At 64.2% G+C, this 23073-nt stretch carries 22 protein-coding genes and 1 pseudogene; 14 read left to right on the forward strand and 9 right to left on the reverse strand.

Annotation, left to right across the window (positions count from 1 at the left end):
- Window positions 1-169 precede the first annotated feature (169 nt).
- From J7E82_RS07990 to J7E82_RS08000, 3 genes are all read left to right on the forward strand, one after another.
- A complete protein-coding gene (locus J7E82_RS07990; RefSeq protein WP_214862093.1) occupies window positions 170-385 on the forward strand; it encodes a hypothetical protein in 216 nt (71 codons plus the stop codon).
- A gap of 346 nt (window positions 386-731) precedes the next feature.
- Complete coding sequence (locus J7E82_RS07995) at window positions 732-1736, forward strand: aldo/keto reductase family protein (RefSeq protein WP_214862094.1); 1005 nt, start codon at window positions 732-734, stop codon at window positions 1734-1736.
- 80 nt (window positions 1737-1816) lie between these two features.
- On the forward strand, window positions 1817-2668 hold the full coding sequence (locus J7E82_RS08000; RefSeq protein ID WP_214862095.1) for an SDR family oxidoreductase: 852 nt from the start codon (window positions 1817-1819) through the stop codon (window positions 2666-2668).
- 145 nt (window positions 2669-2813) lie between these two features.
- On the opposite strand, the gene J7E82_RS08005 is transcribed toward J7E82_RS08000, so the two are convergent.
- On the reverse strand, window positions 2814-3566 hold the full coding sequence (locus J7E82_RS08005) for an SDR family NAD(P)-dependent oxidoreductase (RefSeq protein ID WP_214862096.1): 753 nt from the start codon (window positions 3564-3566) through the stop codon (window positions 2814-2816).
- Between the two features lie 233 nt (window positions 3567-3799).
- Here J7E82_RS08005 and J7E82_RS08010 point away from each other — a divergent pair, with 233 nt between their 5' ends.
- Window positions 3800-4183 (forward strand): RNA-binding S4 domain-containing protein, encoded by a 384-nt coding sequence (locus J7E82_RS08010; protein ID WP_214862097.1) that lies wholly within the window; start codon window positions 3800-3802, stop codon window positions 4181-4183.
- A gap of 54 nt (window positions 4184-4237) precedes the next feature.
- Entirely contained in the window at window positions 4238-5035 is a 798-nt protein-coding gene (locus tag J7E82_RS08015) for an IclR family transcriptional regulator (RefSeq protein WP_214862098.1), read from the forward strand.
- Between the two features lie 84 nt (window positions 5036-5119).
- On the opposite strand, the gene J7E82_RS08020 is transcribed toward J7E82_RS08015, so the two are convergent.
- The 7 genes from J7E82_RS08020 to J7E82_RS08045 all read right to left on the reverse strand — a co-directional run bounded on the left by J7E82_RS08020 (window position 5120) and on the right by J7E82_RS08045 (window position 11601).
- Complete coding sequence (locus J7E82_RS08020) at window positions 5120-6097, reverse strand: D-glycerate dehydrogenase (RefSeq protein ID WP_214862099.1); 978 nt, start codon at window positions 6095-6097, stop codon at window positions 5120-5122.
- 2 nt (window positions 6098-6099) lie between these two features.
- Entirely contained in the window at window positions 6100-7092 is a 993-nt protein-coding gene (locus J7E82_RS08025; RefSeq protein ID WP_214862100.1) for a hydroxymethylglutaryl-CoA lyase, read from the reverse strand.
- A complete protein-coding gene (locus J7E82_RS08030) occupies window positions 7089-8411 on the reverse strand; it encodes a CaiB/BaiF CoA-transferase family protein (protein WP_214862101.1) in 1323 nt (440 codons plus the stop codon). The genes J7E82_RS08025 and J7E82_RS08030 overlap by 4 nt, the downstream gene beginning before the upstream one ends.
- Window positions 8412-8473: 62 nt before the next feature.
- On the reverse strand, window positions 8474-8830 hold the full coding sequence (locus J7E82_RS20610; RefSeq protein ID WP_308113710.1) for a hypothetical protein: 357 nt from the start codon (window positions 8828-8830) through the stop codon (window positions 8474-8476).
- Entirely contained in the window at window positions 8728-9951 is a 1224-nt protein-coding gene (locus tag J7E82_RS08035; protein ID WP_251041610.1) for a GntP family permease, read from the reverse strand. The genes J7E82_RS20610 and J7E82_RS08035 overlap by 103 nt, the downstream gene beginning before the upstream one ends.
- Before the next feature lie 294 nt (window positions 9952-10245).
- Window positions 10246-10539 carry a hypothetical protein gene (locus J7E82_RS08040; protein WP_214862102.1) on the reverse strand — a complete coding sequence of 98 codons (294 nt, stop codon included), beginning with the start codon at window positions 10537-10539 and terminating at the stop codon, window positions 10246-10248.
- 24 nt (window positions 10540-10563) lie between these two features.
- Entirely contained in the window at window positions 10564-11601 is a 1038-nt protein-coding gene (locus J7E82_RS08045) for a C2 family cysteine protease (protein WP_214862103.1), read from the reverse strand.
- A gap of 149 nt (window positions 11602-11750) precedes the next feature.
- On the opposite strand from J7E82_RS08045, the gene J7E82_RS08050 reads away from it, so the two are divergent.
- From J7E82_RS08050 to J7E82_RS08070, 5 genes are all read left to right on the forward strand, one after another.
- Window positions 11751-12308, forward strand: coding sequence for a hypothetical protein (locus J7E82_RS08050; protein WP_214862104.1), 558 nt, complete (start codon window positions 11751-11753; stop codon window positions 12306-12308).
- 509 nt (window positions 12309-12817) lie between these two features.
- A complete protein-coding gene (locus J7E82_RS08055) occupies window positions 12818-13600 on the forward strand; it encodes a FadR/GntR family transcriptional regulator (protein WP_308113705.1) in 783 nt (260 codons plus the stop codon).
- A gap of 67 nt (window positions 13601-13667) precedes the next feature.
- Window positions 13668-14723: an asparaginase gene (locus J7E82_RS08060; protein ID WP_214862106.1), complete on the forward strand. Its 1056-nt coding sequence runs from the start codon at window positions 13668-13670 to the stop codon at window positions 14721-14723.
- Window positions 14724-14797: 74 nt separating this feature from the next.
- Window positions 14798-16213 carry an aspartate ammonia-lyase gene (aspA, locus tag J7E82_RS08065; protein ID WP_214862107.1) on the forward strand — a complete coding sequence of 472 codons (1416 nt, stop codon included), beginning with the start codon at window positions 14798-14800 and terminating at the stop codon, window positions 16211-16213.
- 86 nt (window positions 16214-16299) lie between these two features.
- The gene (locus tag J7E82_RS08070; protein WP_214862108.1) at window positions 16300-17814 is read left to right on the forward strand and encodes an amino acid permease; all 1515 of its coding nucleotides are present in this window, start codon (window positions 16300-16302) and stop codon (window positions 17812-17814) included.
- Between the two features lie 71 nt (window positions 17815-17885).
- Here the strand turns inward: J7E82_RS08070 and J7E82_RS08075 are convergent, their stop codons facing one another.
- Window positions 17886-19169, reverse strand: coding sequence for an alpha-L-fucosidase (locus J7E82_RS08075; protein ID WP_214862109.1), 1284 nt, complete (start codon window positions 19167-19169; stop codon window positions 17886-17888).
- A 192-nt stretch (window positions 19170-19361) separates the two neighbouring features.
- Here J7E82_RS08075 and J7E82_RS08080 point away from each other — a divergent pair, with 192 nt between their 5' ends.
- The 4 genes and pseudogenes from J7E82_RS08080 to J7E82_RS21185 all read left to right on the forward strand — a co-directional run bounded on the left by J7E82_RS08080 (window position 19362) and on the right by J7E82_RS21185 (window position 23018).
- Entirely contained in the window at window positions 19362-20267 is a 906-nt protein-coding gene (locus tag J7E82_RS08080; protein ID WP_214862110.1) for a fumarylacetoacetate hydrolase family protein, read from the forward strand.
- Window positions 20268-20368: 101 nt separating this feature from the next.
- Window positions 20369-21670, forward strand: a complete 1302-nt coding sequence (locus J7E82_RS08085; protein ID WP_214862111.1) for an ATP-binding protein — start codon at window positions 20369-20371, stop codon at window positions 21668-21670.
- 140 nt (window positions 21671-21810) lie between these two features.
- Window positions 21811-22416, forward strand: a pseudogene (locus J7E82_RS21180) (low temperature requirement protein A); the annotation flags it as partial.
- 41 nt (window positions 22417-22457) lie between these two features.
- Window positions 22458-23018 carry a low temperature requirement protein A gene (locus J7E82_RS21185; RefSeq protein WP_308113707.1) on the forward strand — a complete coding sequence of 187 codons (561 nt, stop codon included), beginning with the start codon at window positions 22458-22460 and terminating at the stop codon, window positions 23016-23018.
- Window positions 23019-23073 lie beyond the last annotated feature (55 nt).

Below are 23073 nucleotides of genomic sequence, written 5' to 3' on the forward strand. Positions count from 1 at the left end.
CTCCGAAGCGCACAACCTGCCCCTCGTAGCGGACTGGCATAACCTGGTCTCCGCGTAATCCGGGCTTCCACTGACTGGGCTTACAGAAACAGCGGTTTGGCAGGCCCGACCAGCGAACTTCCCTTTTCACCGTCATCCGTCAACAGAAAGTGCCCCAAAGGAACCAAACATGAAAAAGCGCATCCTGCTCCAGCACACCGGGCTCAGCGACAACGGAAAGTCCCAGAGCCTATGGACGGGACATCACTGCCCGTCCAGCGGATGGTGGGCGCCCGTCAACGACGACGAAAACTTCCACTTCATCTTGGAGGGGAGCATCATGCCGTCGGTCAACGGAATCCCCATGAGCTGGAAGCCGGCAGTGCCCCAGTCCCAGCGGGCATAGAGGCCGAGCCACTACTTTCCCGCCGAGACGATTCTCCCATCTCCTTCTCCAGGGCCTCGGTGGGCCCATTGAGATTCGTGACCAAGGCAAGCCCTAGGAGAACCGACACCGCGCCCAGAGCAGTGAGCATCCAGCGAGAGCAGCTACACTTCCCTCAGAACGAGCGGGACGATGCTCGCGGCAAACATAATAACGAACAGGATGTACGTACTCTTGAGCGGTTGTGGCAAGGCGCGATGCTGAATTTGGCCGCTCAAACACCGTGTGCCGACCTCATGTCCGCATTTGCCTGCACTTTCGGGAAAACCCTTTCCCAGAAGCAGCACCTTCGACTAGCGTGGGAGTCATGGAATTCAGATACCTCGGTAACAGCGGCTTCAAAGTCTCGGAAATCACGTTCGGCAACTGGCTCACGCATGGCTCACAGGTGGAGAACGACGTCGCCACTCAGTGTGTGCGGGCAGCACTCGACGCCGGCATCAGCACTTTCGACACGGCGGATGTGTACGCCAATACAGTGGCGGAAACAGTCCTCGGCGAAGCCCTCAAGGGCGAGCGCAGGCAGTCCCTGGAGATCTTTACCAAAGTCTTCGGCCCGACCGGACCCAAAGGCCACAACGACGTCGGGCTGTCCCGCAAGCACATCATGGAATCTATCGACGGCTCCCTTAGCCGCCTGCAGACCGACTATGTTGATCTCTACCAGGCACACCGGTACGACTTCGAAACGCCCCTGGAAGAAACGATGCAGGCGTTCGCCGACATCGTCCGGCAGGGCAAGGCCCTCTACATCGGCGTCAGCGAGTGGACGGCCGAGCAGTTGCGCGCGGGGCATGCCCTTGCGAAGGAACTGGGTTTCCAGCTCATCTCCAACCAGCCGCAGTACTCCATGCTGTGGCGTGTGATCGAGGCCGAGGTGGTCCCGACGTCGGAGGAGCTGGGCATCTCCCAGATCGTCTGGTCGCCCATCGCCCAGGGCGTGCTGAGCGGTAAGTACCTGCCCGGCCAGCCGGCGCCCGAAGGCACCCGGGCCACGGATGAAAAGGGCGGGGCCAACATGATTAAACGCTGGATGAAGGAAGACATCCTCGAGGGCGTCCAGCAGCTCAAGCCAATCGCTGCGGAGGCCGGGCTCACCATGCCGCAGCTGGCCGTTGCCTGGGTGCTGCAGAACAAGAACGTTGCGTCGGCAATCATCGGCGCCTCGCGGCCCGAGCAGATCGCCGATACGGCGGCGGCCTCAGGCGTGCACTTGGACTCCGCGCTGATGGAAAAGATCGACGGCGTGATCGGGGAACTCGCGGAGCGGGATCCTTCGCACACCAGGTCACCGTCCACGCGGGAAGCGTAAGCTCGGCCGGCGTAGGCTCGGTTAGACGCGCCCCGGCAACGCCGACCGAAGAGCGTCGTCCAGAAAGCAAGGGAGGCTCCATGAACAGCATGCCCGAACTCGCCATCACCGGATCCAACGGCAATATTGGCGGGACGGTGGCGCGGTTCCTCGCCGATGCCGGGGTCCCGCAGCGCCTGCTGGTACGGGACGCCCGTCGGGCACCTGATCTCCAGGGGGCGGCGACGTCGGTGCTGGACTATGCCGATCCTGTCACTTCCTGCACGGCCTTGGAAGGTGTCAAAACGCTCTTCATGGTCTCCATCCGGGAAGCCCCGGACCGTGTGAAGAAGCACTTCACGTTCGTGGATGCCGCGGCCGAGGCCGGGGTGCAGCACATTGTGTACACCTCATTCTTCCGAGCATCGGAAGACGCGGCCTTCACCCTGGCGCGCGAACACTTCGCCACCGAGGAGCGGATCAGGGCATCCGGCATGGACTACACCTTCCTCCGGAATGACTTCTTCCTCGACTCCCTGCCTTTGCTGGCCGGCCCTGACGGAGTGATCCGTGGGCCAGCCGGCGAGGGTGTCCTGGCCGCCGGCGCCCGCGAAGACGTCGCCCGCTGCGCTGTGACCGTACTGCGGGACCCGGCCCTGCACATCAATCGCGTATACGAGTTGACCGGGCCGGAGGACCTTTCGCTGCGGGAAGTCGCCGCCCTCCTGACCGAGGGAACCGGACGAACTATCACCTATGTTCCCGAAACGATCGAAGAAGCCTACGCCTCCCGTGAGCACTACGGCGTCGAGCAGTGGCAGCTGGACGCCTGGGTGAGCACGTACCTGGCCATCGCGCAGGGGCAAATGGCAGGGCCGACGTCGGCCGTGCGGGAGCTAACCGGCCGGCAGCCCCTCAGCCTGCGGGAACTGCTCCAGCAGAGGACGTTCTAAACCGGAAGACAGCCGGGAAGCAGTCTACGGGGCTGCAGCCAGGGTGGCGTGCCTGGAGTCAGCGGTGGATACGCCAAGGATGAGATCGGCTGGCTTCGCAGCGTTTGGTGCTGCTGGCCCGCATCCAGTCAGGGGGCAACCCTGCCTAAGGATCGACGATCGCGCCGCTGGAGATGTTGATGGTGGCATCGGTAATGGCGCTCGCTTTATCCGAGGCAGCAAATGCCGCAACGTTGCCGACGTCGTGCAATGTCGCCGTCCGATGGAGGTGGGCGGCGTCCTGGATACTCCGCGCGATGGCGTCCCTTCCATCCGCCTGCCAAGGAATGGTCTCCACGATTCCGCCGGTCACGATCGTCACCACCCGGACGCCATGCGGCCCCAGCTCGATGGCCCACTGGCGGCGGATCCCCTCCATCGCGTCGAGCGCCACCTTGAAGCCGCCCAGGCCAGGCAGCGTCTGGGGACCGGAACCGCCGAAGAGGAGGACGACGCCGGACCGTACCTTGATCATGTGCCGTGCCGCAGCCCGAGTGGTAAGGAAATGCGAGCGGCTGGCGCAGTTGATGGGATGCAGGAAATCCTCAGTGGAAATCTCCATGAGTGGCTTCTGGATATCTCCGTAAGAGATGAGGTTGAAGGAAATATCGATCTTCCTGGACTTCTTCACCACTCCTTCCACGAATGCCTCAACCTGTGTTTCATCCAAGGCGTCCACCAATGCTGTCTCCGCCTTTCCGCCGTCATTGCGGATGTCAGTGGCTACCCGGTCCAGCTTTTCCTGGGTGCGTCCGGCGAGGTAGACAAAGGCGCCCTCCGAGGCGAACGCCCGCGCAACGGCATCGCCAATGGATCCGCCGGCTCCGTAAATCACCGCGACCTTATTCTCGAGCAGCATTGCCCGCCCTCCCGTAGCCTGCCCCGGATTGGGGCAATGGTGGCTTCCTCCACTATGTGCACCGCCGATGCGGCCTGACAAGGGGCTCGTTGTCTGCCGGAATTTGCTCGATCATTCAGCGTCCAGGGCTTGCCAAGGGCGGAATCAAGCGGGTTGTGCTGTATGCCCCCGGAATGATTCGGCAGAATCCGACGCGAGCGCGCCCCGGCTGAGGGCTATACTCGTTCGCAGCCATGACAAGCCTGCCTTCCGCCCCCGCAAATGTCCGCGTCGATGCCTGGTTGTGGGCCGTCCGCGCCTTTAAGACCCGATCAGCTGCCACCGCCGCCTGCCGCGCCGGTCACGTCCGCCTCAACGGCAATCCGGTCAAAGCCTCGCAAAGCGTTGTCCCCGGGGACACTCTTCGCGTCCGACAGCCCGGTTTCGAACGCATCATCGAGGTACGGAGGCTAATTGCCAAGCGTGTGGGAGCAGAGGCGGCGTCGCACTGCTTCACCGACCACACTCCCCCGCGGCCGGTGGCCCCTGCCCTGGGAATCCCCCAGCGGGACCGCGGCGCCGGCAGACCCACCAAGAAGGACCGACGGGACATGGAACGGTTGCGCGGGGACCGATAGGCGGACGTTTCCACCAACTGGACGGCCCATGACCCACCGTCTAGCGTGAGTCGTATGCCGGCGTCCGATTCCTCAGCGAAATCCACGAACAATCCCCTGCTTGTCCTGGGGAAGATCACGGCCATCCTGGACGCGTTCTCGCTGGCGAAGCCTGTACTGACCCTGGGCGACATCCGGGAAGCCACAGGAATGCCCACGTCCACCGTTCAGCGCCTGGTAACCAACCTGACCTCCCAGGGCTTCCTTGACCGCGAAGAGGACGCCTATCGCATCGGACTTCGTATGGCCTATTGGGCGGCTCCTGCCACCAGGGGCAAGGAAGTCCTGGACGTCATCAGCCCGCTGCTGAAGGAGCTCAGAGATACCACGGGCGAGACGGCCACGTTCTTCAAGGCAGAACAGCACTACCGCGTCTGCGTCGCCTTGGCGGAGACCCGGCACGCCCTGCGACGCGAAATGCACGTTGGCAAGGTCCTGCCGTTGCATGCCGGTTCCGCCGGCCGCGTGCTGCTCGCCTGGGACCAGGAGTTGCTGGACTCCGTGCTTCAGGATCAACTCGAGTCCATTACCGAGTCCACCATCACTAGTTCGGAAGACCTTGCGGCAGTGGTCAAGCAGACCCGCGCCGACGGTTTCGCGATTACCGTGGGCGAGCGCGAAGACGGCGCCTCGGGCCTCTCGGCACCGGTCTTCGATTCCTCCGCGAACCTCCTGGGCGCCTTGACCATCAGCGGCCCCACCCTGCGCATGCCGCTCGAACAGTGCCAGGCCTGGGTGGAGACCCTCCTGGAGACTGCGGAGCACATGACGCGCCTGGTGGGGGGCCGCTTCCCCGGAGAGGGTAAGTCCTAGCCCCTGCCTCCAAACGCGACACCGGTCATTTACGGCCCATGTTGGTGGATAACATGGGCCGTGAGTGACCTCGCGTTCCTATCTTTATGGATTGACGGGATGCGGCGGTACCCGTCCCTCGGCCATGGCCACCGCGTTGAGTGCGCTGAGCCGGGCCATCTCACTGCGCACCGCCACCGTGGCACTGCCGACGTGCGGCAGGAGCACCGTGTTGGGCAGCTCTGCCAGTCCAGGTGCCAGCCTGGGCTCGTCCTCGAAGACGTCCAGGCCGGCCCCGGCGATGGTTCCGCTTTTCAGCGCCGTGACGAGGGCGGCCTCGTCCACGATAGGCCCTCGAGCGGTGTTGATCAGGATGGCGTCGGGCTTCATGCGGGCGAGGACATCAGCGTCCACCAAGTGCCGGGTCTGCTCGTTGAGCGGCACATGGACGGAGAGGAAGTCGCTGCGTTCCACGAGCTCGGGCCAGGGAACCTGCTTGACCTTGCCCGCGAATTCGCCGAGTTCCTCGTCGCTCACGGGCCTATCCCCCGGTGGCCGCGGAGAGAACAGGACCTCCATCTCAAAACCCATGGCCCGCTTGGCCGTGGCCTTCGCAATCCTGCCAAAGCCCGCCAGCCCAAGAACGCTCCCCGAAACATCCCGCCCCAACAGGAGCTCAGGCTCCCAGCCGTGGAAATTCCCGTCACGAACCAGGCGGTCGGCTTCCACCACGCGGCGGGCCGTTCCCAGGATGAGCAGCATGGCTATATCCGCCGTCGCATCCGTCAGGACTCCAGGAGTGTTGCCCACCAGGACGCCCGCCCGGGTGGCGGCGTCGACGTCGATGTTGTTGTAACCGACGGCGTAGTTGGAGACGCCCCGGACCCGGGCCTTCTGCAGTAGAGGCGCATCGATGACGTCGCGCAGTTGGGTGAGGACGACGTCGAACTCGCCTGAGGCGCAAAGCGCGGCCAGCTCTTCGTAGCCTGGCGGTTCAGGCAGTACGGTGACGCGGCCGGCGTCTTCGAGGATCTGCAGGCCAGGCTCAGGGATAGCGGTTGTGACGAGAAAGCTGTAGCCCATTCTCAGTTCTTCCCTTCAGTTGCGCCGGTGGTGCCGGCAGTTTGGGGGTCGCGAGTGAGGACCCATTCGAACGCCTCGGCCTTGGACCTTGCGCCCTGGGCCGCCTTTGAACGGTTGGGTTCGCCGAGCTCGGCCAACAGTTTCTCCGAGAGCGCCACCATTCCGGCGAAGGTATCTGGAGTCAGCCAGCCAGGGCGCGTGGCGAACAGGATGTCCTCGCTGGAGGTATTGCCGCTGGCGCCCGGCGCGAAGGGGCAGCCGCCCAGTCCACCGAGGGCACCGTCCACCAGCGTTGCTCCGGCCTGGATGGCTGCAAGGGTATTAGCCACCCCCAGGCCCCACGTATCGTGGCCGTGATACACGATGCGCCGGGACGCGGATTCCTCCCGAACGCGGCCGACCAGGCTGCTGACCTGTGCCGGAACAGCCTGGCCAAGGGTGTCGCAGATGACGATGTCGCAGGTGCCTTCGGCGCGGGGGTCGTTGGCGATGGCGAGAACACGATCTTCGGACACCGGGCCTTCGAAGGGGCACGTGAAGGACGTGGCGATGCACAACTGGATCTGCCCATTGACTTCCTTCGTGTATTGGATTGCCTGGGGCAGCGCGGCGAGGCTCTCCTCAGTAGTGCGGCCGATGTTGGCCTTGTTGTGGGAATCCGAGGCCGAGAAGCAGTATTGGAAGTTACGCGCTCCGGTGGCCGCTGCCTTGGCCACGTGCCCGGGAGTTGCCACCCAGATCCAGCACTTTTCCAGCTCCCCTGGAGTGAGGGCCTGAACCACGTCGAGGGTGTTGGCCATGGTGGGGACGAGGTCCGGGCGTGCCATGGAGCCGAGTTCGATCGACGGTACGCCCAGGCGCAGGAGCTCCCGGACGGCTTCCACCTTGCGCTCAGTGGACAGGAGTTTGCCGGTGAGCTGGAGGCCGTCGCGCAGCGTGACGTCCCGGAGCTCGGCTACCGGCTGGAAGGTGAATTGGGTGTTGTTGATGCTCATGCCTGAAGTGCCTCCTCGCGGACCTTGTCGGAAACGGCCTGTCCGGAGGCCGCCGCGATCTGCCCGGCGTCCAGGTTCAGAAGCCCGCCGAGGATGTCCTGGGTGTCGGCGCCGAGGTCCGGGCCGAGGTTGCGGATAGGCAGCGACTGGCCGCCGATCACCGGCACGATTCCGGGGAAGCCGACGTCGGTAATGGTCTCCTGGCCCATGGAGACGTCAAACCTCTGGACCATGTTCCGAGCCCGGTACTGCGAGTCCTCACATATATCGGCGGCGGTATAGATCGGCCCGGCAGGAACACCGGCGGCATCGAGGGCGGCCAAGGCCTCGGCGGCGCTGAGCTTGCCCGTCCATTCGCCAATAGCCTGGTCCAGCTCCTCCCGCCGTTCCCACCGGCCTGCGTTACTCTGCAAAGCGGGATCGGCGCCAAGGTCCGGGCGACCGATCGTTTCCATGTAGCGCTGGAAGATAGAGTCCCCGTTCCCGGCCACCACAATGCTGGAGCCGTCCTTGCAGAAGTAGGCGTTGGAGGGGGCGATCCCTTCCATGCGGCCGCCCGTGCGCTGACGCTCCACGCCATAGGCTTCATAGTCGGGGATGAGGGATTCCATCATGGAGAACATCGCCTCATTGAGGGCGACGTCGATGACCCGCTCGGTGAGCGGAATCTCCGTGACCTGAGCGCCGGTGAGCTGCGACTCGGCGCTGGTGACCTGAGACGCTGCGCCGGCCGCCCGGCGTCGGGCCTCACGCTGGTACAGGCTCATCATGGAGCCAAATGCGGCGTAGAGTCCGGCGATCGAGTCGCCGATAGAGACTCCCACCCGTACCGGCGGGCGGTCCGGGTCTCCCACGAGATTCCGGAAGCCGCCATAGGCCTCGGCGACGGCGGCAAAGCCGGGCCGGGCGGACAGCGGACCGGTCTGGCCGAAGGCAGAAACCCGGGTGATGATCAGTTCGGGATTGGCTTCGTTGAGCACCTCTGGGCCAAGCCCCCACTTTTCCAGGGTTCCCGGCCGGAAGTTCTCCAGCAGGATGTCGGACTTCGCGGCCAGCTCCAGCACGGCCTGCCGACCGGCCTCGGTGCGAAGGTCAAGGACCACCGACTTCTTGTTCCGATTGATGGTGCGGTACAGCATCGAGGTGTCGCCCTTGTAGAGGCGCCAGTTCCGCAGTTCGTCACCGGTCCCGGGCCGCTCCACTTTGATGACCTCGGCGCCGAAATCGGCCAGCAGCCTGCCTGCAGTCGGGGCTGCGATGTAGTTGCCCAGTTCCAGCACGCGGACGCCGTCCAGCGGTGCGATGGGTGTCTGTGTCATGGTCTTCCTTTTGTGTTTCTTCTGTCGGTTGGCCGGTTCCGGCGATTCGGGATTCAGGGCAGTCAGAACAGCAAGCTCATGGGCATGATCAGCAGGATCGCGACGACGGACGCCACAGATACTCCTACGGTCACCGATTTCAGTGCACCCCTCACACTCTGCCCCAAGAGGGACTGCAGCAGCCAGAAGGTGTTGCTGGTGACGTGGACCATGAAGAGCGAGCCTGCGCCTGCGGCCAGCGCAAGCAGCACGGGGTCGAGGCCGATCGCCGGGGCGATGGGCGCGAGCAGTCCGGCTGCGGTGATGGCCGAGAGGGTCACGGAGCCGACGGCGATGTGCAGCAACGCTGCGATGCCCCAGACCACCAGGAGTGGAGCCACGGTGCTGGCGGAGAAGAAGCCGCCCAGGATATCGCCCAGCCCGGCCGCTGCAACGGTGGCAGCGAGCGAGCCCCGACGCCAGTGAGGATGAGGATCTGGCCGCTCTCCTTGAAGCCGATGGTGATGGCCGATTCCACGCGCTTCTGGCCCACGGCGTAGCGGGCCACGAGGCAGGTTCCGATCAGGCCGATGAGCAGTGCCATGACGGGCTCGCCGACGAGCTGCAGCGGGGCGATCTCGATCTTGAAGATCTCCAGGATGGCGCCGCTCGCGATGAGGACAAGTGAGGTCAGGAGGGGTGCGAAGAGGAGCGGGAGGGGCGTCGGCTTGGGTTCGCGTTCGGCAAGTGCGACGGCGGCGGGCTCGGTCTGGGTCGCTGTCGCCGGCTGGGTGGCGGTTCCAGATGTCGCGGCTCCCGACGGCGACGTTCCCGGCGGGGAGGCTCCCGGCGCAAGCCGCGGACCGCCGTCGGACGCTTCTTCCTCGCCCTCCAGGTCTTCCTCTGCTGTGAAGGTGTGGTCCTCGTCCTTGGCCTCATTCCAGAAGCCACGGCGGAAGAGGAACGTCATGATGGCGATGGAAATGACGATGGTGGGAATGATCAGGATGAGCCCGAAGAGCAGCATCTTGCCCAACGGAACGTCCAGGAGGCCCGAAAGTGCCAGTGCGGCCACGCCGGGGACCATGAAGACGATGCCGCATTCGAGGGCGATCGCCATCGCCGTGGCCATGCGGGCCGTGCCCAGTTTGCCGATGCGCGGGGCGAGTTTGCGGGCCAGCGGGGCGGAGATGACCAGCAGCACGTCGAGGAAGATGGACTGCAGGACCGTGCCGATCGCCAGGCCCATCGTGTAGGGCAATCGCTTGGGGCCGAAGACGCGGAGCAGGTGCTCGACGAGGCGGCGGATGGCCCCGGTTTCATTGAGGATCGAGCCCATCATGACGCCGAAGGCGATGAGCAGGCCCACCTCGATCATGATCTCCCCGAAGCCGCCGGTGATGGTCTCGATGGTTTTTTCGACGCCGAATCCTGCGGCAAGGCCAAGGTAGACCGAGCCGATGACCAGGGAAATGACGGGATTGACTTTGAAGCGGACGATGAGGACTACGGTGGCTAAGACCGCCACCGCCGTATTTATGAGGACGACGATGTCTGACATGGGAATCCGATCGTTGGGGCCTTCGTCGGTGAAGGCTCTGGGGTAAGGGGCATGCCCTGCCGATTAGGTTCGCTAGGAACAGGCTGCCGTGATGGGCGCCACTAAGACTCATCCCATATTATGGGCTGTGGCTCGTATTGCAAGATCGGAACCAAAAGTTTCTTTGCTTCTTTCAGCTGGTGCCGGATTCTGCTCGATCATTCCCCTGCACGCCAAAGCGGACCCCGCCTTTTCAAGGTTGGGCCCGCTGTTTGTGGGAATGATCCGGCAGAATCCGACGCCTCCCTTTACGACCTAGTCTTCCGGGCCCCCCTCAAAGTCCAAAACCACGGCGCCCCGTTGGAACTCTCCACCCGGGAGGAGAACGGTCCGGAGCGTGAGTGTCCCCTGGCCGAACAACTCCACACTTTCGCCTTCGCGCAGCAGTTCAATGCGTGACTCGTCGTCGCTTCGGAGCGCGAGGCGGGCAACGCCGATTCCTTCGGGCCTGCCGAGGCGCATGACGCCGATGCGAACGCCATGGATGTGGGGCTGGGTGCCCTGCTTGGCTGTGACGGTTTCCATCATGTCCTTCACTGGTCCCTTCACTCTTTCCTGGTCACTTATTCCTGGTCACTTGTTTCGCGTGGAAGGTACGGAGCTCACGGATTCGAAGTTTTCACGGTACTCCTCCTCGGTGAGCCAGATGTCGCCGGCCTTGGAATTGCCGTCGCTGCCGGTACCGCCATCAGGACCCCAGGGGTTGATCAAGTGGATCTTGCCGTCCTTGATCTCGGAGACAACGTAGACATGGTTTTCGACTATCCTGTCGTCGTCGACGTCGCCGTCATTACTGGTAAACGGATTCCAGTCACCGCCGGATTCCGAAGACATCACCACCGGGCCGTCGTTGAGCCGGTCCTGGATTTCGTCGAAACTGAGCTCGCCTTCGCTCTCCGCCTCCTTGCCGGTGATGGCCTCGAGGGCTCTCTGCGGATCGTCGTATTCGATGTCGCCGTAGTCGCCGCCGAAGAACTCTGCTGCGGCCTTCTCATAGACGGTGGCGAAGTTGGGGTTTCCGTCCGGATCCGTAGCGGAAGCCTCGATCCGGCTCGCCTCCACCGTGACCTCCACGGGTTCGCCGTCTTTATAGAAGGTCACCGTGTAGCTGCCGTCAGAGTTGCGTTCCATGTGATCGCGAATGAAGTTCGGATCGTCCTGAACCACCGAGCCCAGGCCCGCGAGGAACCAGCAGTCTGCCAGGCCGCCCTGTTCGATCTTGTCAGGCTGCAGGTCGTCGTCGCCTTCCGGAATCTCGCCGCTGATGGGCACATGCTTGTCCCGGCCGGTGGGCTCACCGGGACGGTCCTTACCGGATCCGGCGCTGATGGTTGTTCCCCTGTTGGAGTGGCTCGCGCGTTCCTGCTCCTTTGCGTGGCTTTCAAGCAGCTTGGACTGCTCCATGAGCATTGATGCGCACTTGGACAACGCTTGGCGGTGCTCCGACTGCCAGCTGCGCCGGAAGGCTTCGCCGTCGCGACCCTTCCATGCTGTGTTGTCCAGGCTGGCTTGCAACTGCTGGGCCAGTGAGGTGAAACGCTCTCCACTGCTACGCAACGACCCGGCCAAAGTGTGAAGCTGGGCGGTGTCCGCGCCCCAGAATCCGGCCAAAATTCCCCCTTGTATGCGAGCTGTTGTTTTGCTGCAAACGTAGTGGCGTTCTGGAGTTATTTCGATGGGCACCAGTGCCCATGGGTGCAGCCATCCTTCGGCGTTAGGGTGGAAACAGCCCTCCTTGGGCTGGATTGAGGGGGATAAGAATGATGCGTGGACGATTCCTGATTCTGACGGCGGTTGCGGCCATTGTTTTGTGCGGCTGCGCGCCGGGTTCGACGACGTCTCCCGCGGCTTCGGAACCTCCCACGACGACGTCAGCGCCTTCAGCGTCTGTCCCGCCGTCGAGTGTTCAGGAAAGTTATGCGGCCTATGTGGGGCTGCCCGATGAACTTGCCGCCGCCCTTGAAGCGAAGATCCCCTCCGTGGCCTGGAAGGAGGGCGAACCGATGTCGATCCTGCGCCAGCCGGACGGCCGCTGCATCCTGTTCCTGCCGCAACGGCGGAGCGAGAGCGACCTTGTCGCTGCATCGGATCGCTTCCGTTCCGTGATGGATGCTGTAAATCCTGTGTTGGAGCAGCGAGGATTTGCGCAGGCTACGGAACTGAGCAAAGCCCCCGAGGGCTACTGGTCTTTTACGGCGTTGAACAGCCAGGGCGCCGAGGTGAACATCGCAGGCCGCTCTGACGTGGCGATTCGGGTGTCCGTTCCAGTGACCTCGGAGAAGTGCTCGCCGGAGGAGATCGAGGGGCTGGGGTCGTAGCTGCTTTATACAATGTTTCACGCACCTTCGTGATCGACCTTGAGAACGTCAAACCCACCGTTGAGACGTCGAAATTCATGGACGTATTTCAGGCTCTGGGATACGAAATGGCCCTCAGGGACATGAGCACCGGGGACTCGCGCTGGTGACCGAGCGGCAACTTTTTGTCTACATGGATGGCTCTAATACCAACACCGCGACGGCGGCCCGGGAGCAGCGCAGATCGCACGTTTGATACGGTCTTTCCCCGAAGAACAAGACCGACGCAGCGTGGGGGAAGCGTTTCTGGAATGCGTAAAGAATTGCCGTTATTTTTTACATATCGGCTCGGGGCTTGATCGTGCCCAGAGGGGGTCGGATTCTGCTATGTCATTCGGCGCCCATAGCTAGACTCTCCGCGTTGCCGCGGGGTGGCGTGGTCCGCCCGGAATGATTGGGCAGAAACCGACACGCCGCGCCTAAAGCACCCACGTTGACACATCCCTGTGACCCGTGCCATATTCTTAACCGTGAACCTGTCAGACAGCCGGACACCCGGACAGGCCGAGACCGGACAGCCAGCCCGCAGCCAGGACGCTGCGGCCGGTGAGCGTCCCGCCACAAGCGGGGCAGTCCTTCGGCAGCCCGCTCCCCTCGCCCGCCTCAGCGCGGCTGAAGCTGTCTTCGCTGCCATCCGGCAGGACATCGAAGCGGGCACCTACGAGGTCGGCGAGAAGCTGGCCTCCGAAGCTAGCCTCGCAACTCTGTACGGCGTGAGCCGCTCGGTCGTCCGTGAGGCCCTCCGTTCGTGCAACGCGCTTGGCCTGACGCTGACCAGGACGGGCAAGGGTACGTTCGTAGTCGCCAACAAGGTGGCCAACGACCTCACGCTGGGCCAGTATTCGGCACGCGATCTCAACGAGGCCCGGCCCCACATTGAGGTTCCTGCCGCAGGACTCGCGGCCCAGCGGCGCACTGCCGAGGAACTCGAGACCCTCAAGGACATCGTCAAGACCATGGTCGGCGAGACCGATCCCGAAGCCTGGGTCAGCCTGGACGCGAGCTTCCATTCCGCCGTCGCCCGCGCCAGCGGCAACAGGGTCTTTGCCAGCGTGGTCGCGGAAATCCGGGAAGCCCTGGCCCACCAGTCCGAAACGCTGAACCTCGTGGCTGACCGCCAGCACGCATCGGATGAAGAGCATCTCCGCATTGTCGACGCCATCGAAAAACAGGACTCCGCAGCCGCCAGCGCCGCAATGGCCGACCACCTCAACGCAGTGGGCGAGGCCCTGGACGCAATCCTCAGGCAGTAATTCCGCAAGCAAGTAATTCCCCAAGCAAGTAACCAGCAAGAAGCCCACCCCCAAACCTAAGGAAGCCATGCCCACCCCGCATGCCCTTGCAGCGCCCGCCGGAGCAGACACGGCGGCGTACGCCGCAGCCGCCACCGCAGTGAACGCCCCCCTTCGCGCACCCCGCCACGTCCCGTTGGTTGAGGTCATCCGCGATGGCCTGGTGGAAAGCGTCCACTACGGCTCGCTGATCGCCACAGGCTCGGACGGCGAAACCCTCTTCAGCGCCGGCGAACCCGACGCCCCGATGTACCCGCGCTCCTCCCTCAAGCCGCTACAGGCCGTCGCCCTGGTCCGGGCCGGGCTGGACCTCCCGGCAGAGTTGCTAGCCCTGACCGCCGCCAGCCATTCCGGCGCCGCAAAACACCAAGAAGGCGCCAGGCGGATACTCAAGCTTCACGGCCTCGATGAGACCGCCCTCGAGAACAGCACCGACCTCCCTTATGGCCTGGACGAGCGTGAAGAATGGCTTCGTGCCGGCAACCAGCGCAGCCAGGTGGCCCAGAACTGCTCCGGCAAGCACGCCTCCATGGCCGCCACTTGCGTCATAAACGGCTGGCCCGTCAAGGGCCACCTGCACCCCGAGCACCCGCTCCAGGTGCTCGTGAAGGACACCATTACTGAGCTCACCGGCGAAGACGCAGCCGCCATCAGCACCGATGGCTGCGGCACCCCGCTCTTCGCCCACAGCCTGCACGCTATGGCCCGCGCCTACGGCCGCCTCGCTGCCGCCGAAGAAGTCACCGCCGAAGGCATAGTGTCCAGGGCTATGCGCCGCCACCCGGAGATGGTCGCAGGCGAAGGCCGCGACGTCACCGCCCTGATGCGCGCGGTCCCAGGGCTGCTCGCCAAGGACGGCTTCGAAGGCCTGCAGCTGGTCGGGCTCCAGGACGGCCGGGGCCTGGCTATCAAAATTTCCGACGGCGGAGACCGCGCCCGCCTGCCAGTCACCCTCCGCGCCCTTGCTGAGCTAGGCATCGAGAGCGACGGCGGCGCCCTCGCCTCCCTGTCTCGCGAGCAGGTGCTCGGCGGAGGCCGTCCGGTCGGTGTCATCCGCGCCGCGGAATTCCTCGCAACCAACTAACACCAAGGCCAAGTGGGTCACGCGAGCTCAACTGACTTTTTACCCAACCAAATACCCTTTACAGAAGGACACCCATGACCTCCGACGACCCCCACGTCGCCTACCGCTCTGAGCATGACCTGCTGGGCGACCGCGATGTTCCCACGGACGCCTATTGGGGTGTGCATACCCTGCGCGCGATCGAGAACTTCCCCATCACCGGGCAGACCCTGGCCTCCAACGCACACCTGGTTTGCGGGCTGGCAGCAGTGAAGCTGGCAGCCGCGCGCACTAACCGCGAACTCGGACTGCTCGACGGCGAGCGGGCCGACGCGATCGAGCAGGCCTGCACCGAGGTCATGGCCGGAAAACTGCTCGACCAGTTCATGGTGGACGTCATCCAGGGCGGCGCCGGCACGTCCTCGAACATGAACGCCAACGAGGTCATCGCCAACCGGGCACTGGAAATCCTGGGCCGCCCCAAGGGCGACTATGCCACGCTGCACCCCAACGACCACGTCAACCTCAGCCAGTCCACCAACGACGTCTACCCCACCGCGGTCAAGCTCGCCACCATCTTCAGCATCAAGGAACTGCTCGCGGCCCTGGCGGAACTCGAAGACGCCTTCGCGGCCAAGGCCCTCGAGTTCCGCACCGTGGTGAAGATGGGCCGCACCCAGCTCCAGGACGCCGTGCCCATGACCCTGGGCCAGGAATTCGGTACCTACGCCATCATGATCGGCGAGGACCGGCTGCGCCTGGCCGAAGCTGATCTACTGATCCACGAGATCAACCTCGGCGCCACCGCCATCGGCACCGGCCTGAACGCCCCGGCCGGCTACGCCGAGGCCGCCTGCCGGCACCTGGCCGAGGTCACCGGCCTGCCGCTGGTCACCGCTTTCGACCTCATCGAAGCCACCCAGGACGTCGGCGCCTTCGTGCACCTCTCCGGTGTCCTGAAACGCGTGGCCGTGAAACTGTCCAAAATCTGCAACGACCTGCGCCTGCTCTCCTCCGGGCCCCGGGCCGGGCTGGGTGAGATCAATCTGCCTGCCGTGCAGTCCGGTTCCTCCATCATGCCGGGCAAGATCAACCCGGTGATCCCGGAAGTCGTCAGCCAGGTCGCCTACGAAGTCATCGGCAACGACGTCACCATCACCATGGCCGCCGAAGCCGGACAGCTGCAGCTGAACGCCTTCGAACCCGTCATCGTGCACAGCCTCCACAAGAGCATCTCGCATCTGGAAGCAGCCTGCCGCACCCTCACCTCACGCTGCGTCCGGGGCGTCACCGCGAACACCGAACGGCTGCGGCTCACCGTGGAACAATCCATCGGGCTTGTCACGGCCCTCAACCCCCACATCGGCTACGCCTCGGCCACCGCGATCGCCCAGGAAGCCCTCGCCACCGGCAAGGGCGTCGCCGAACTCGTCCTCGAACACCGCCTGCTCACCGCAGACCAGCTCCAGGAACTACTCAGCCCCGAACGCCTCGCCAACCTCAGCAAATAACAAACCGAACAAACAGCAAGACGCATCAAATAGCAAGTCCCTCCCCAGCAGGAAACCCCTCAACAGGACACCCCTAAGGATCCCCCATGACAAACGCCCCCATTACGGACCACACGGTCCCGGCACAGGCGCACGCCACTGAAAAGGCCCTCCACGCGGAGGACAAGGGCTACCACAAGAACCTCAAGCCGCGGCAGATCCAGATGATCGCCATCGGCGGTGCGATCGGCACCGGCCTGTTCCTGGGCGCCGGCGGCCGCCTGAACGCGGCAGGCCCCTCGCTCGTGATCGCTTATGCCGTGTGCGGATTCTTTGCGTTCCTCATCCTCCGCGCCCTTGGCGAACTCGTTCTGCACCGCCCGTCGTCGGGCTCGTTTGTCTCCTACGCCCGCGAGTTCTACGGCGAGAAGGCTGCCTTCGCCTCCGGCTGGTTCTACTGGATCAACTGGGCCACCACCACCATCGTGGACATCACCGCGGCGGCCCTGTACATGAACTTCTTCGGCAACTACGTCCCCTGGATGAACGCGGTACCGCAGTGGGCCTGGGCACTTATCGCCCTCGTGGTGGTCCTTTGCCTCAACCTCGTCTCAGTCAAGGTCTTCGGTGAGATGGAGTTCTGGTTCGCGCTGATCAAGGTCGCGGCCCTGGTGGCGTTCCTCGTTATCGGCACGTACTTCGTCATCTTCGGTACCCCGGTTGACGGCCAGGAAGTCGGCTTCAGCCTGATCACGGACAACGGCGGCATCTTCCCCAACGGCCTGCTGCCCATGATCATCCTCATGCAGGGTGTGTTGTTCGCCTACGCCTCGATCGAACTGGTTGGTACCGCCGCGGGTGAGACCAAGGAACCCGAGAAGATCATGCCCAAGGCCATCAACTCCGTGGTCTTCCGTATCGCCGTCTTCTACGTCGGCTCGGTCATCCTGCTGGCACTCCTCCTGCCCTACACCTCCTACGAGAAGGGCGTCAGCCCATTCGTGACGTTCTTCGGCTCCATTGGTATCCAGGGCGTCGACGTCATCATGAACCTCGTGGTCCTCACGGCAGCACTGTCCTCGCTGAACGCCGGCCTCTACTCCACCGGCCGTATCCTTCGCTCGATGGCGGTCAACGGCTCCGCACCGCGCTTCGCCGAACGCATGAACAAGGCCGGCGTACCGTACGGCGGCATCGCAATCACTGCCGGCGTCTCCCTGCTCGGTGTGCCGCTGAACTACCTGGTTCCCGCCCAGGCCTTCGAGATCGTCCTCAACATCGCCTCCGTGGGCATCATCGTGACTTGGGCAACCATTGTCTTGTGCCAGATCCAGCTGAAGCGCTGGGCGGACAAGGGCTGGCTGAAGCGTCCCTCGTTCCGGATGTTTGGCGCCCCCTACACCGGCTACCTTTCCCTGCTGTTCCTGGTAGGCGTCTTGGTGATGGTCTTCATCGACTCCCCGCTGACCCTGCTGGTGACCCTCGTCGCCTGCGCCCTGATGATCGGCGGCTGGTTCGCCTGCCGCAAGCGCATCCGCGAGATCGCCGCGGCCCGCGACGGCTTCACCGGCAGCGCCCCGGTCATCGCAAACCGCCCGCTGCAGGGTGAAGAGGTCAAGTAGCCCCATCAGCAAGCGCCCGACGGCGGCACCGGCTCCGGCTCGTACGGAACCTCGGTGCCGCCGTCGGCCGTTTAAGCCTGATCTTTCAGGAACAGTTCCAGCACGGGAACGGCGACGTCGGGGCGCTGCACCGGAAGCTTGATGGTCAGGGTTCCGGCCGGCTGGCCGCCGGGAACAATCGTGGTGGCCTCCTGGTCCGGATTGCTCTCCTTAAGCATCAACTCGGAGCCGTCATTGAGCAGCTGGGCATATTCCACCTTGCCGCCCAGCCCCGGCAGGTGCACGAACTCGAACGGCCACGCGAACAGATGCACGTAGAGCCTGTTCCCACGCTGGGTGTAGCGGGCGTCCGGAGGCGGAACCAGGTCCGAGGGCCCGGCGCCATAGATGGAGCGGGAGTGCAGCCGCATCCATTTGCCGATACCAGCCAGTGAGTCCGTGGCACGGGGATCGAGGTTCCCGCGGCCCGTGGGCCCGACGTTCAGCAGGAGGTTCCCGCCCTTGGAGACCCCGTCCACCAGCATCCGGATGAGCAGGTCCACGGGCTTGAAGTTGGTGTTGTCACGGTCGTAGCCCCAGCTCCCGTTGAGGGTCTGGCAGGCCTCCCACGTGACGGGCTTCCCGTCCACGAGCATGGGCCCGGCAGGCTGGTACTGTTCCGGTGTCACCAGGTCACCGGGGATCTCCAGCCGGTCGTTGACCACGATTGAGGGCTGCAGCTCCCGGACCATCGCCAGCAGGGCCTCGGAGTCCCATTCCTTGCGGCCCTTGCCACCCCAGAAGCTATGTGGATTCGGATCCGCATAGGAGAAGTCGAAGAACAGGTAGTCGATCTGGCCGTAGCTGGTGAGCAGCTCGCGCACCTGACCGTGTAGGTATTCCCGGTAGCGGGCCATGTCCCTGCCCGCGTTGAGCTCCTCCACGTTCGAGGCATTGCGCTGCGGATGTACGCCGTCCACCGTGAAATCCGGATGATGCCAATCCAGCAGCGAATAATAGAAGCCCACCCGAAGTCCTTCGTCGCGCATCGCATTGACGTACTCCCGGAGCAGGTCCCGGCCCGCCGGAGTGTTGGGAGCCTTGTAGTCGGTGAGGGCCGAGTCCCAGAGGCAGAAGCCATCGTGATGCTTGGCGGTGAGCACTGCGTACTTCATCCCTGCTTCCCGGGCGGCCCGTGCCCATTCGCGGGCATCGTAGAGGTCGGGCTCGAAGTGCCGGAAAAAGCGGGAGTATTCCTCCACCGTCATTTCCTCGCGGTTCATGACCCATTCATGCCGGGCAGCGGGGGCATAGAGGCCCCAGTGCACAAACATTCCCAGCCGTGCTTCTTCGAACCATGGTGCGTGCTCAATCACGGCTGGCCCCTGATGTGGTGGTGGAGGTGGTGGCGTCCGGGCGAAGCGCCGCGGCCTAGCCAGCCTAATAATCTGATCTTTTCGCTGTCAACGGTCACATTTCGATAGTTGGAGCGGCGGCCGTACCGTGGCCGTACCGCGAAAATCAGATGCGTGTATTTCGGCCAAGCCGCAGCTCGAAGGAGAGTAACCGTGAAATTCGCCCGCCTCGGACCGGTCGGCCAAGAGCAGCCTGCCGTCATCGCCCCGGATGCCCACGGCGTCGAGCAGCATTTCAGCCTCGCTCCCCTCACCACGGACATCAACGGCGTCTTCCTCGCCGGTGGCGGCATCGAACGGACCCGCGAGGCACTCCGCAACAGGACCCTTCCGGTCATGGAGACCGACGGCGTCCGCCTAGGGTCGCCGATCTCCCGCCCGGGTGCAGTGGTCGGGATCGGCATGAACTACGCCGCTCATGCCGCAGAGTCCGGTTCCGCGCCGCCCGAGGTCCCGGTCGTTTTCCTCAAGCCGGCCAACACCGTCTGCGGGCCGTTCGATGCAGCGCCCATTCCGCCGTCGTCGGAAAAGTTCGACTGGGAAGTTGAGCTGGCCGTCGTCATCGGCAAGGAAGCGTCCTACCTGGCCTCGGCTGAAGACGCCGCCGATTGCATTGCCGGCTATGCCGTGGCCAACGACCTCTCAGAACGCGACTACCAGCTTCCCGGCGCGGCTGGCCAGTGGACCAAGGGCAAATCCCTGCCGGCGTCCACGCCGCTGGGTCCCTGGCTGGTTCCGGCAGACGAGCTCGACGGCGGACGGCTGCGCCTACGTTCGTGGGTCAACGGTGAGCCGCGCCAGGACTCCAACACTTCCGACCTCATCTTCGACGCACCTACCCTGGTGCACCACCTCAGCCAGTACATGCTGCTTGAACCGGGCGACGTGATCATCACGGGAACCCCTGCGGGCGTTGCCCTGTCCGGCCGCTTCCCCTACCTCCAGCCCGGCGACGTGTTGGAAGCGGAGATCGAGGGGCTGGGACGGCAGCGGCAGGAGTTCTATCGCGCCGTGCCTGCTTCCAGCCAACTCACCTCGGCGGAGGGCCGTCTAGCGTAATGCAACGGGCGTAATGCAACGGGGCCGCAACCTCCTTGGCGCGGTTGATCGCCTATGCTCAGCAACAGGCAATCAACGGCGATTCACCAAGGAGACAGGCCATGACCACCTGGCGCATTCGGGACTTCCATTCCTCCGACCTCGACGGCATCCTCCATCTGTGGGAGTCGCTCAAGGCGGACAACGTTGAACCCGTCTACGCCCTGTCCGAAGTGCTGGCATCGTGCCAAAAGGACCACGCCGTCGTAGCGGTGCAGGGCGAGCAGGTGGTGGGTGCCGCCGTCGGACGCGCGGCCCACGACCAGGGCTGGATCGTCTTCCTGGCCACCCTGACAGAGTTCCGGGGCCGTGGCATCGGCACGTCGCTGCTTGCGGCTGTCGAAAACCGCATGACCCCCCACGGCCTGAACAAGCTCTCCGCACTCATGCCGGAAACGGAAACCCGCGTGGAGGCGTTCCTCGGCAGGGGCTTTGTGGTCAAGAAGAACCTGCGCTATTTCGAACGCACCATCCCCGTACAGCGGCAGGAGCTGGAGCCGCTCAGCCAGCTTGGGGGACGCCTGCTGGCACGCGACTTGTGGGAAAACGTGGCCGGTATGCGCCGTGAGAAGGAACTCCTGGAGCGGCGCCTGGTCCTGCCACTGGCGGAGGCCGACCTCGCGGACGAATTCGGCGTGGTGCCGCCGCGCGCCGTCGTCCTCTTTGGTCCGCCCGGCACCGGCAAGACGACGTTCGCGAAGGCCATTGCGTCCAGGCTCGAGTGGCCGTTCGTGGAGGTGTTCCCGTCGCGGCTGGCGTCCGATCCCAAGGGACTGGCCGGTGCACTGCGCGAGACCTTCCTTGAGATTGCCGAACTGGAGCATGCGGTGGTGTTCATCGATGAGGTGGAGGAGATCGCCTCGCAGCGTGCCGGGGACCCGCCGTCGCCGCTGCAGGGGGTTACCAACGAGCTCCTCAAGATCATCCCGGCGTTCCGCGAGCAGCCCGGCCGCCTGCTGGTCTGCGCCACCAACTTCATCCGTGCCCTGGACACCGCCTTCCTCCGCCACGGCCGCTTCGACTACGTCATTCCCATCGGGCTGCCCGACGCCGAGGCACGCCAAGCCATGTGGGAACGCTTCATCCCCTCGGCCGTGGTGGATTCCGTTGACGTTTCCCTGCTGGTGGACCGCACCGAGGGCTTCTCGCCGGCGGATATCGAGTTCGCGGCGCGAAGCGCCTCCCAGCGCGCCCTGGAGAAGGCAGTGTACGACGACGGCATCGCCGGAGGTGCAGCCAACGGCGGCCGGAAGGGGCCCGCCACGGAGGACTACCTGGATGCGATCGGTGACACGAGGACCACGGTGAGCAAGGAGGTCCATCAGGACTTCCTGGAGGACATCGACGTGCTGGGCCGGGTGTAGCCGCTCGCGCCGCAAGGAGTTCGCCGGAAACGTGCCGAATCGCCGGAACTCTCGGGCGACCGGGACGCGTTCCGGCGAACTCGTGGCACGGTACTGTTTGGACTATGTCAACCAATCCGCTTCGCCACGCCGTGTCCCGCATGGGTGGCCGGGATCCGCATGAGAAACACCGCGCTGCGACGCCGCTTGAGCTCTTCTTCGACCTGACCTTCGTCATCGCGTTCAGCGTGGCGGGCAGCCAGTTTGCGCATGCCGTGGCTGAGGACCACTTTGGCGCCGGGTTGCTGGGCTTTTCCTTCGCGATGTTCGCGGTGGTGTGGGCGTGGATCAACTTCACGTGGTTCGCCAGCGCCTACGACACGGATGACTGGATCTTCCGCATTGTCACGATGATCCAGATGGTCGGTGTGCTCATCCTGGCCATGGGGCTCGAACCGATGTTCCATTCCCTCGTGGAGGGTAAGCACGTGGACAACGTCGTGATGGTCCTCGGCTACGTGGTGATGCGCGTTGCCCTGATCTTCCAGTGGCTCCGCGCCGCGCGGCAAGACCCGGGCCGGAGGAAGATTGCGTTCGCCTACGCCGGGTACCTGGCAGCGGTTCAACTCTGCTGGGTGGGCGTTATCTTCCTCGAGACTGACATTGCCACCACATTCCTCATTTGCGGACCGTTGTTCCTCATGGAGATGGCCACACCCGTTATCGCCGAGCGCAAGGAGAAGACCCCCTGGCATGCCCATCACATTGCCGAGCGCTACGGACTGCTAGCTATCATCGCCTTCGGTGAATGCCTGATCGGAGCCATAGAAACCCCCGGGCCATCGTGGCCAATCACGGCTGGAGCGTTGATGCTGCGCTCGTCGGGCTGGGCGGAACGGGTTTGGCCTTCACACTATGGTGGGTCTACTTCATCCTCCCCTCAGGGCGAGCCCTGCACCTGCAACGCGATAAGTCGTTCATCTTCGGCTACGGGCACATGGTTGTCTTTGCCGCGATCGCCGCCACCGGAGCGGGATTGCATGTCCTTGCCTACTACATTGATCACGAAGCGCATATCAGCGCGGCAACAGCCATCGCGATGGTCGCTGTCCCCGTGGCTATCTACAAGATGGGTCTTACCTATGTCTACAGTTCGCTCGTGGGCCTGGACGGCCTCCACCTCACCACGACGGCCGTCGTCGTAGCCGGCTCTGGACTGAGCATCGCCCTGGCCGCCACCGGAGTGCCGGTGACGCTCTGCCTGCTGGTGCTCATCCTGACTCCGGCGACGGCGGTCATAGTTGACGAAGCGGTCGGCCACCGCCACCGGGCTGCAGCGCTTGAACGCCTGGGGGCCCGGTTCAGCTAGGGCGCCTTCCCAGTGCAACGCGGGGTTACTTGACGCCGGTGTTCGGGGCCCGGAT

Source organism: Arthrobacter sp. ISL-30, assembly GCF_018613855.1.
Classification (GTDB): Bacteria; Actinomycetota; Actinomycetes; order Actinomycetales; family Micrococcaceae; genus Arthrobacter.

Coding starts and splice junctions, on each gene's coding strand:
- J7E82_RS07990 (WP_214862093.1), top strand. CDS start 170: ATGAAAAAGCGCATCCTGCTCCAGCACACCGGGCTCAGCGACAACGGA.
- J7E82_RS07995 (WP_214862094.1), top strand. CDS start 732: ATGGAATTCAGATACCTCGGTAACAGCGGCTTCAAAGTCTCGGAAATC.
- J7E82_RS08000 (WP_214862095.1), top strand. CDS start 1,817: ATGAACAGCATGCCCGAACTCGCCATCACCGGATCCAACGGCAATATT.
- J7E82_RS08005 (WP_214862096.1), bottom strand. CDS start 3,566: ATGCTGCTCGAGAATAAGGTCGCGGTGATTTACGGAGCCGGCGGATCC.
- J7E82_RS08010 (WP_214862097.1), top strand. CDS start 3,800: ATGACAAGCCTGCCTTCCGCCCCCGCAAATGTCCGCGTCGATGCCTGG.
- J7E82_RS08015 (WP_214862098.1), top strand. CDS start 4,238: ATGCCGGCGTCCGATTCCTCAGCGAAATCCACGAACAATCCCCTGCTT.
- J7E82_RS08020 (WP_214862099.1), bottom strand. CDS start 6,097: ATGGGCTACAGCTTTCTCGTCACAACCGCTATCCCTGAGCCTGGCCTG.
- J7E82_RS08025 (WP_214862100.1), bottom strand. CDS start 7,092: ATGAGCATCAACAACACCCAATTCACCTTCCAGCCGGTAGCCGAGCTC.
- J7E82_RS08030 (WP_214862101.1), bottom strand. CDS start 8,411: ATGACACAGACACCCATCGCACCGCTGGACGGCGTCCGCGTGCTGGAA.
- J7E82_RS08035 (WP_251041610.1), bottom strand. CDS start 9,951: ATGTCAGACATCGTCGTCCTCATAAATACGGCGGTGGCGGTCTTAGCC.
- J7E82_RS08050 (WP_214862104.1), top strand. CDS start 11,751: ATGATGCGTGGACGATTCCTGATTCTGACGGCGGTTGCGGCCATTGTT.
- J7E82_RS08060 (WP_214862106.1), top strand. CDS start 13,668: ATGCCCACCCCGCATGCCCTTGCAGCGCCCGCCGGAGCAGACACGGCG.
- aspA (WP_214862107.1), top strand. CDS start 14,798: ATGACCTCCGACGACCCCCACGTCGCCTACCGCTCTGAGCATGACCTG.
- J7E82_RS08070 (WP_214862108.1), top strand. CDS start 16,300: ATGACAAACGCCCCCATTACGGACCACACGGTCCCGGCACAGGCGCAC.
- J7E82_RS08085 (WP_214862111.1), top strand. CDS start 20,369: ATGACCACCTGGCGCATTCGGGACTTCCATTCCTCCGACCTCGACGGC.
- J7E82_RS21185 (WP_308113707.1), top strand. CDS start 22,458: ATGCCTGATCGGAGCCATAGAAACCCCCGGGCCATCGTGGCCAATCAC.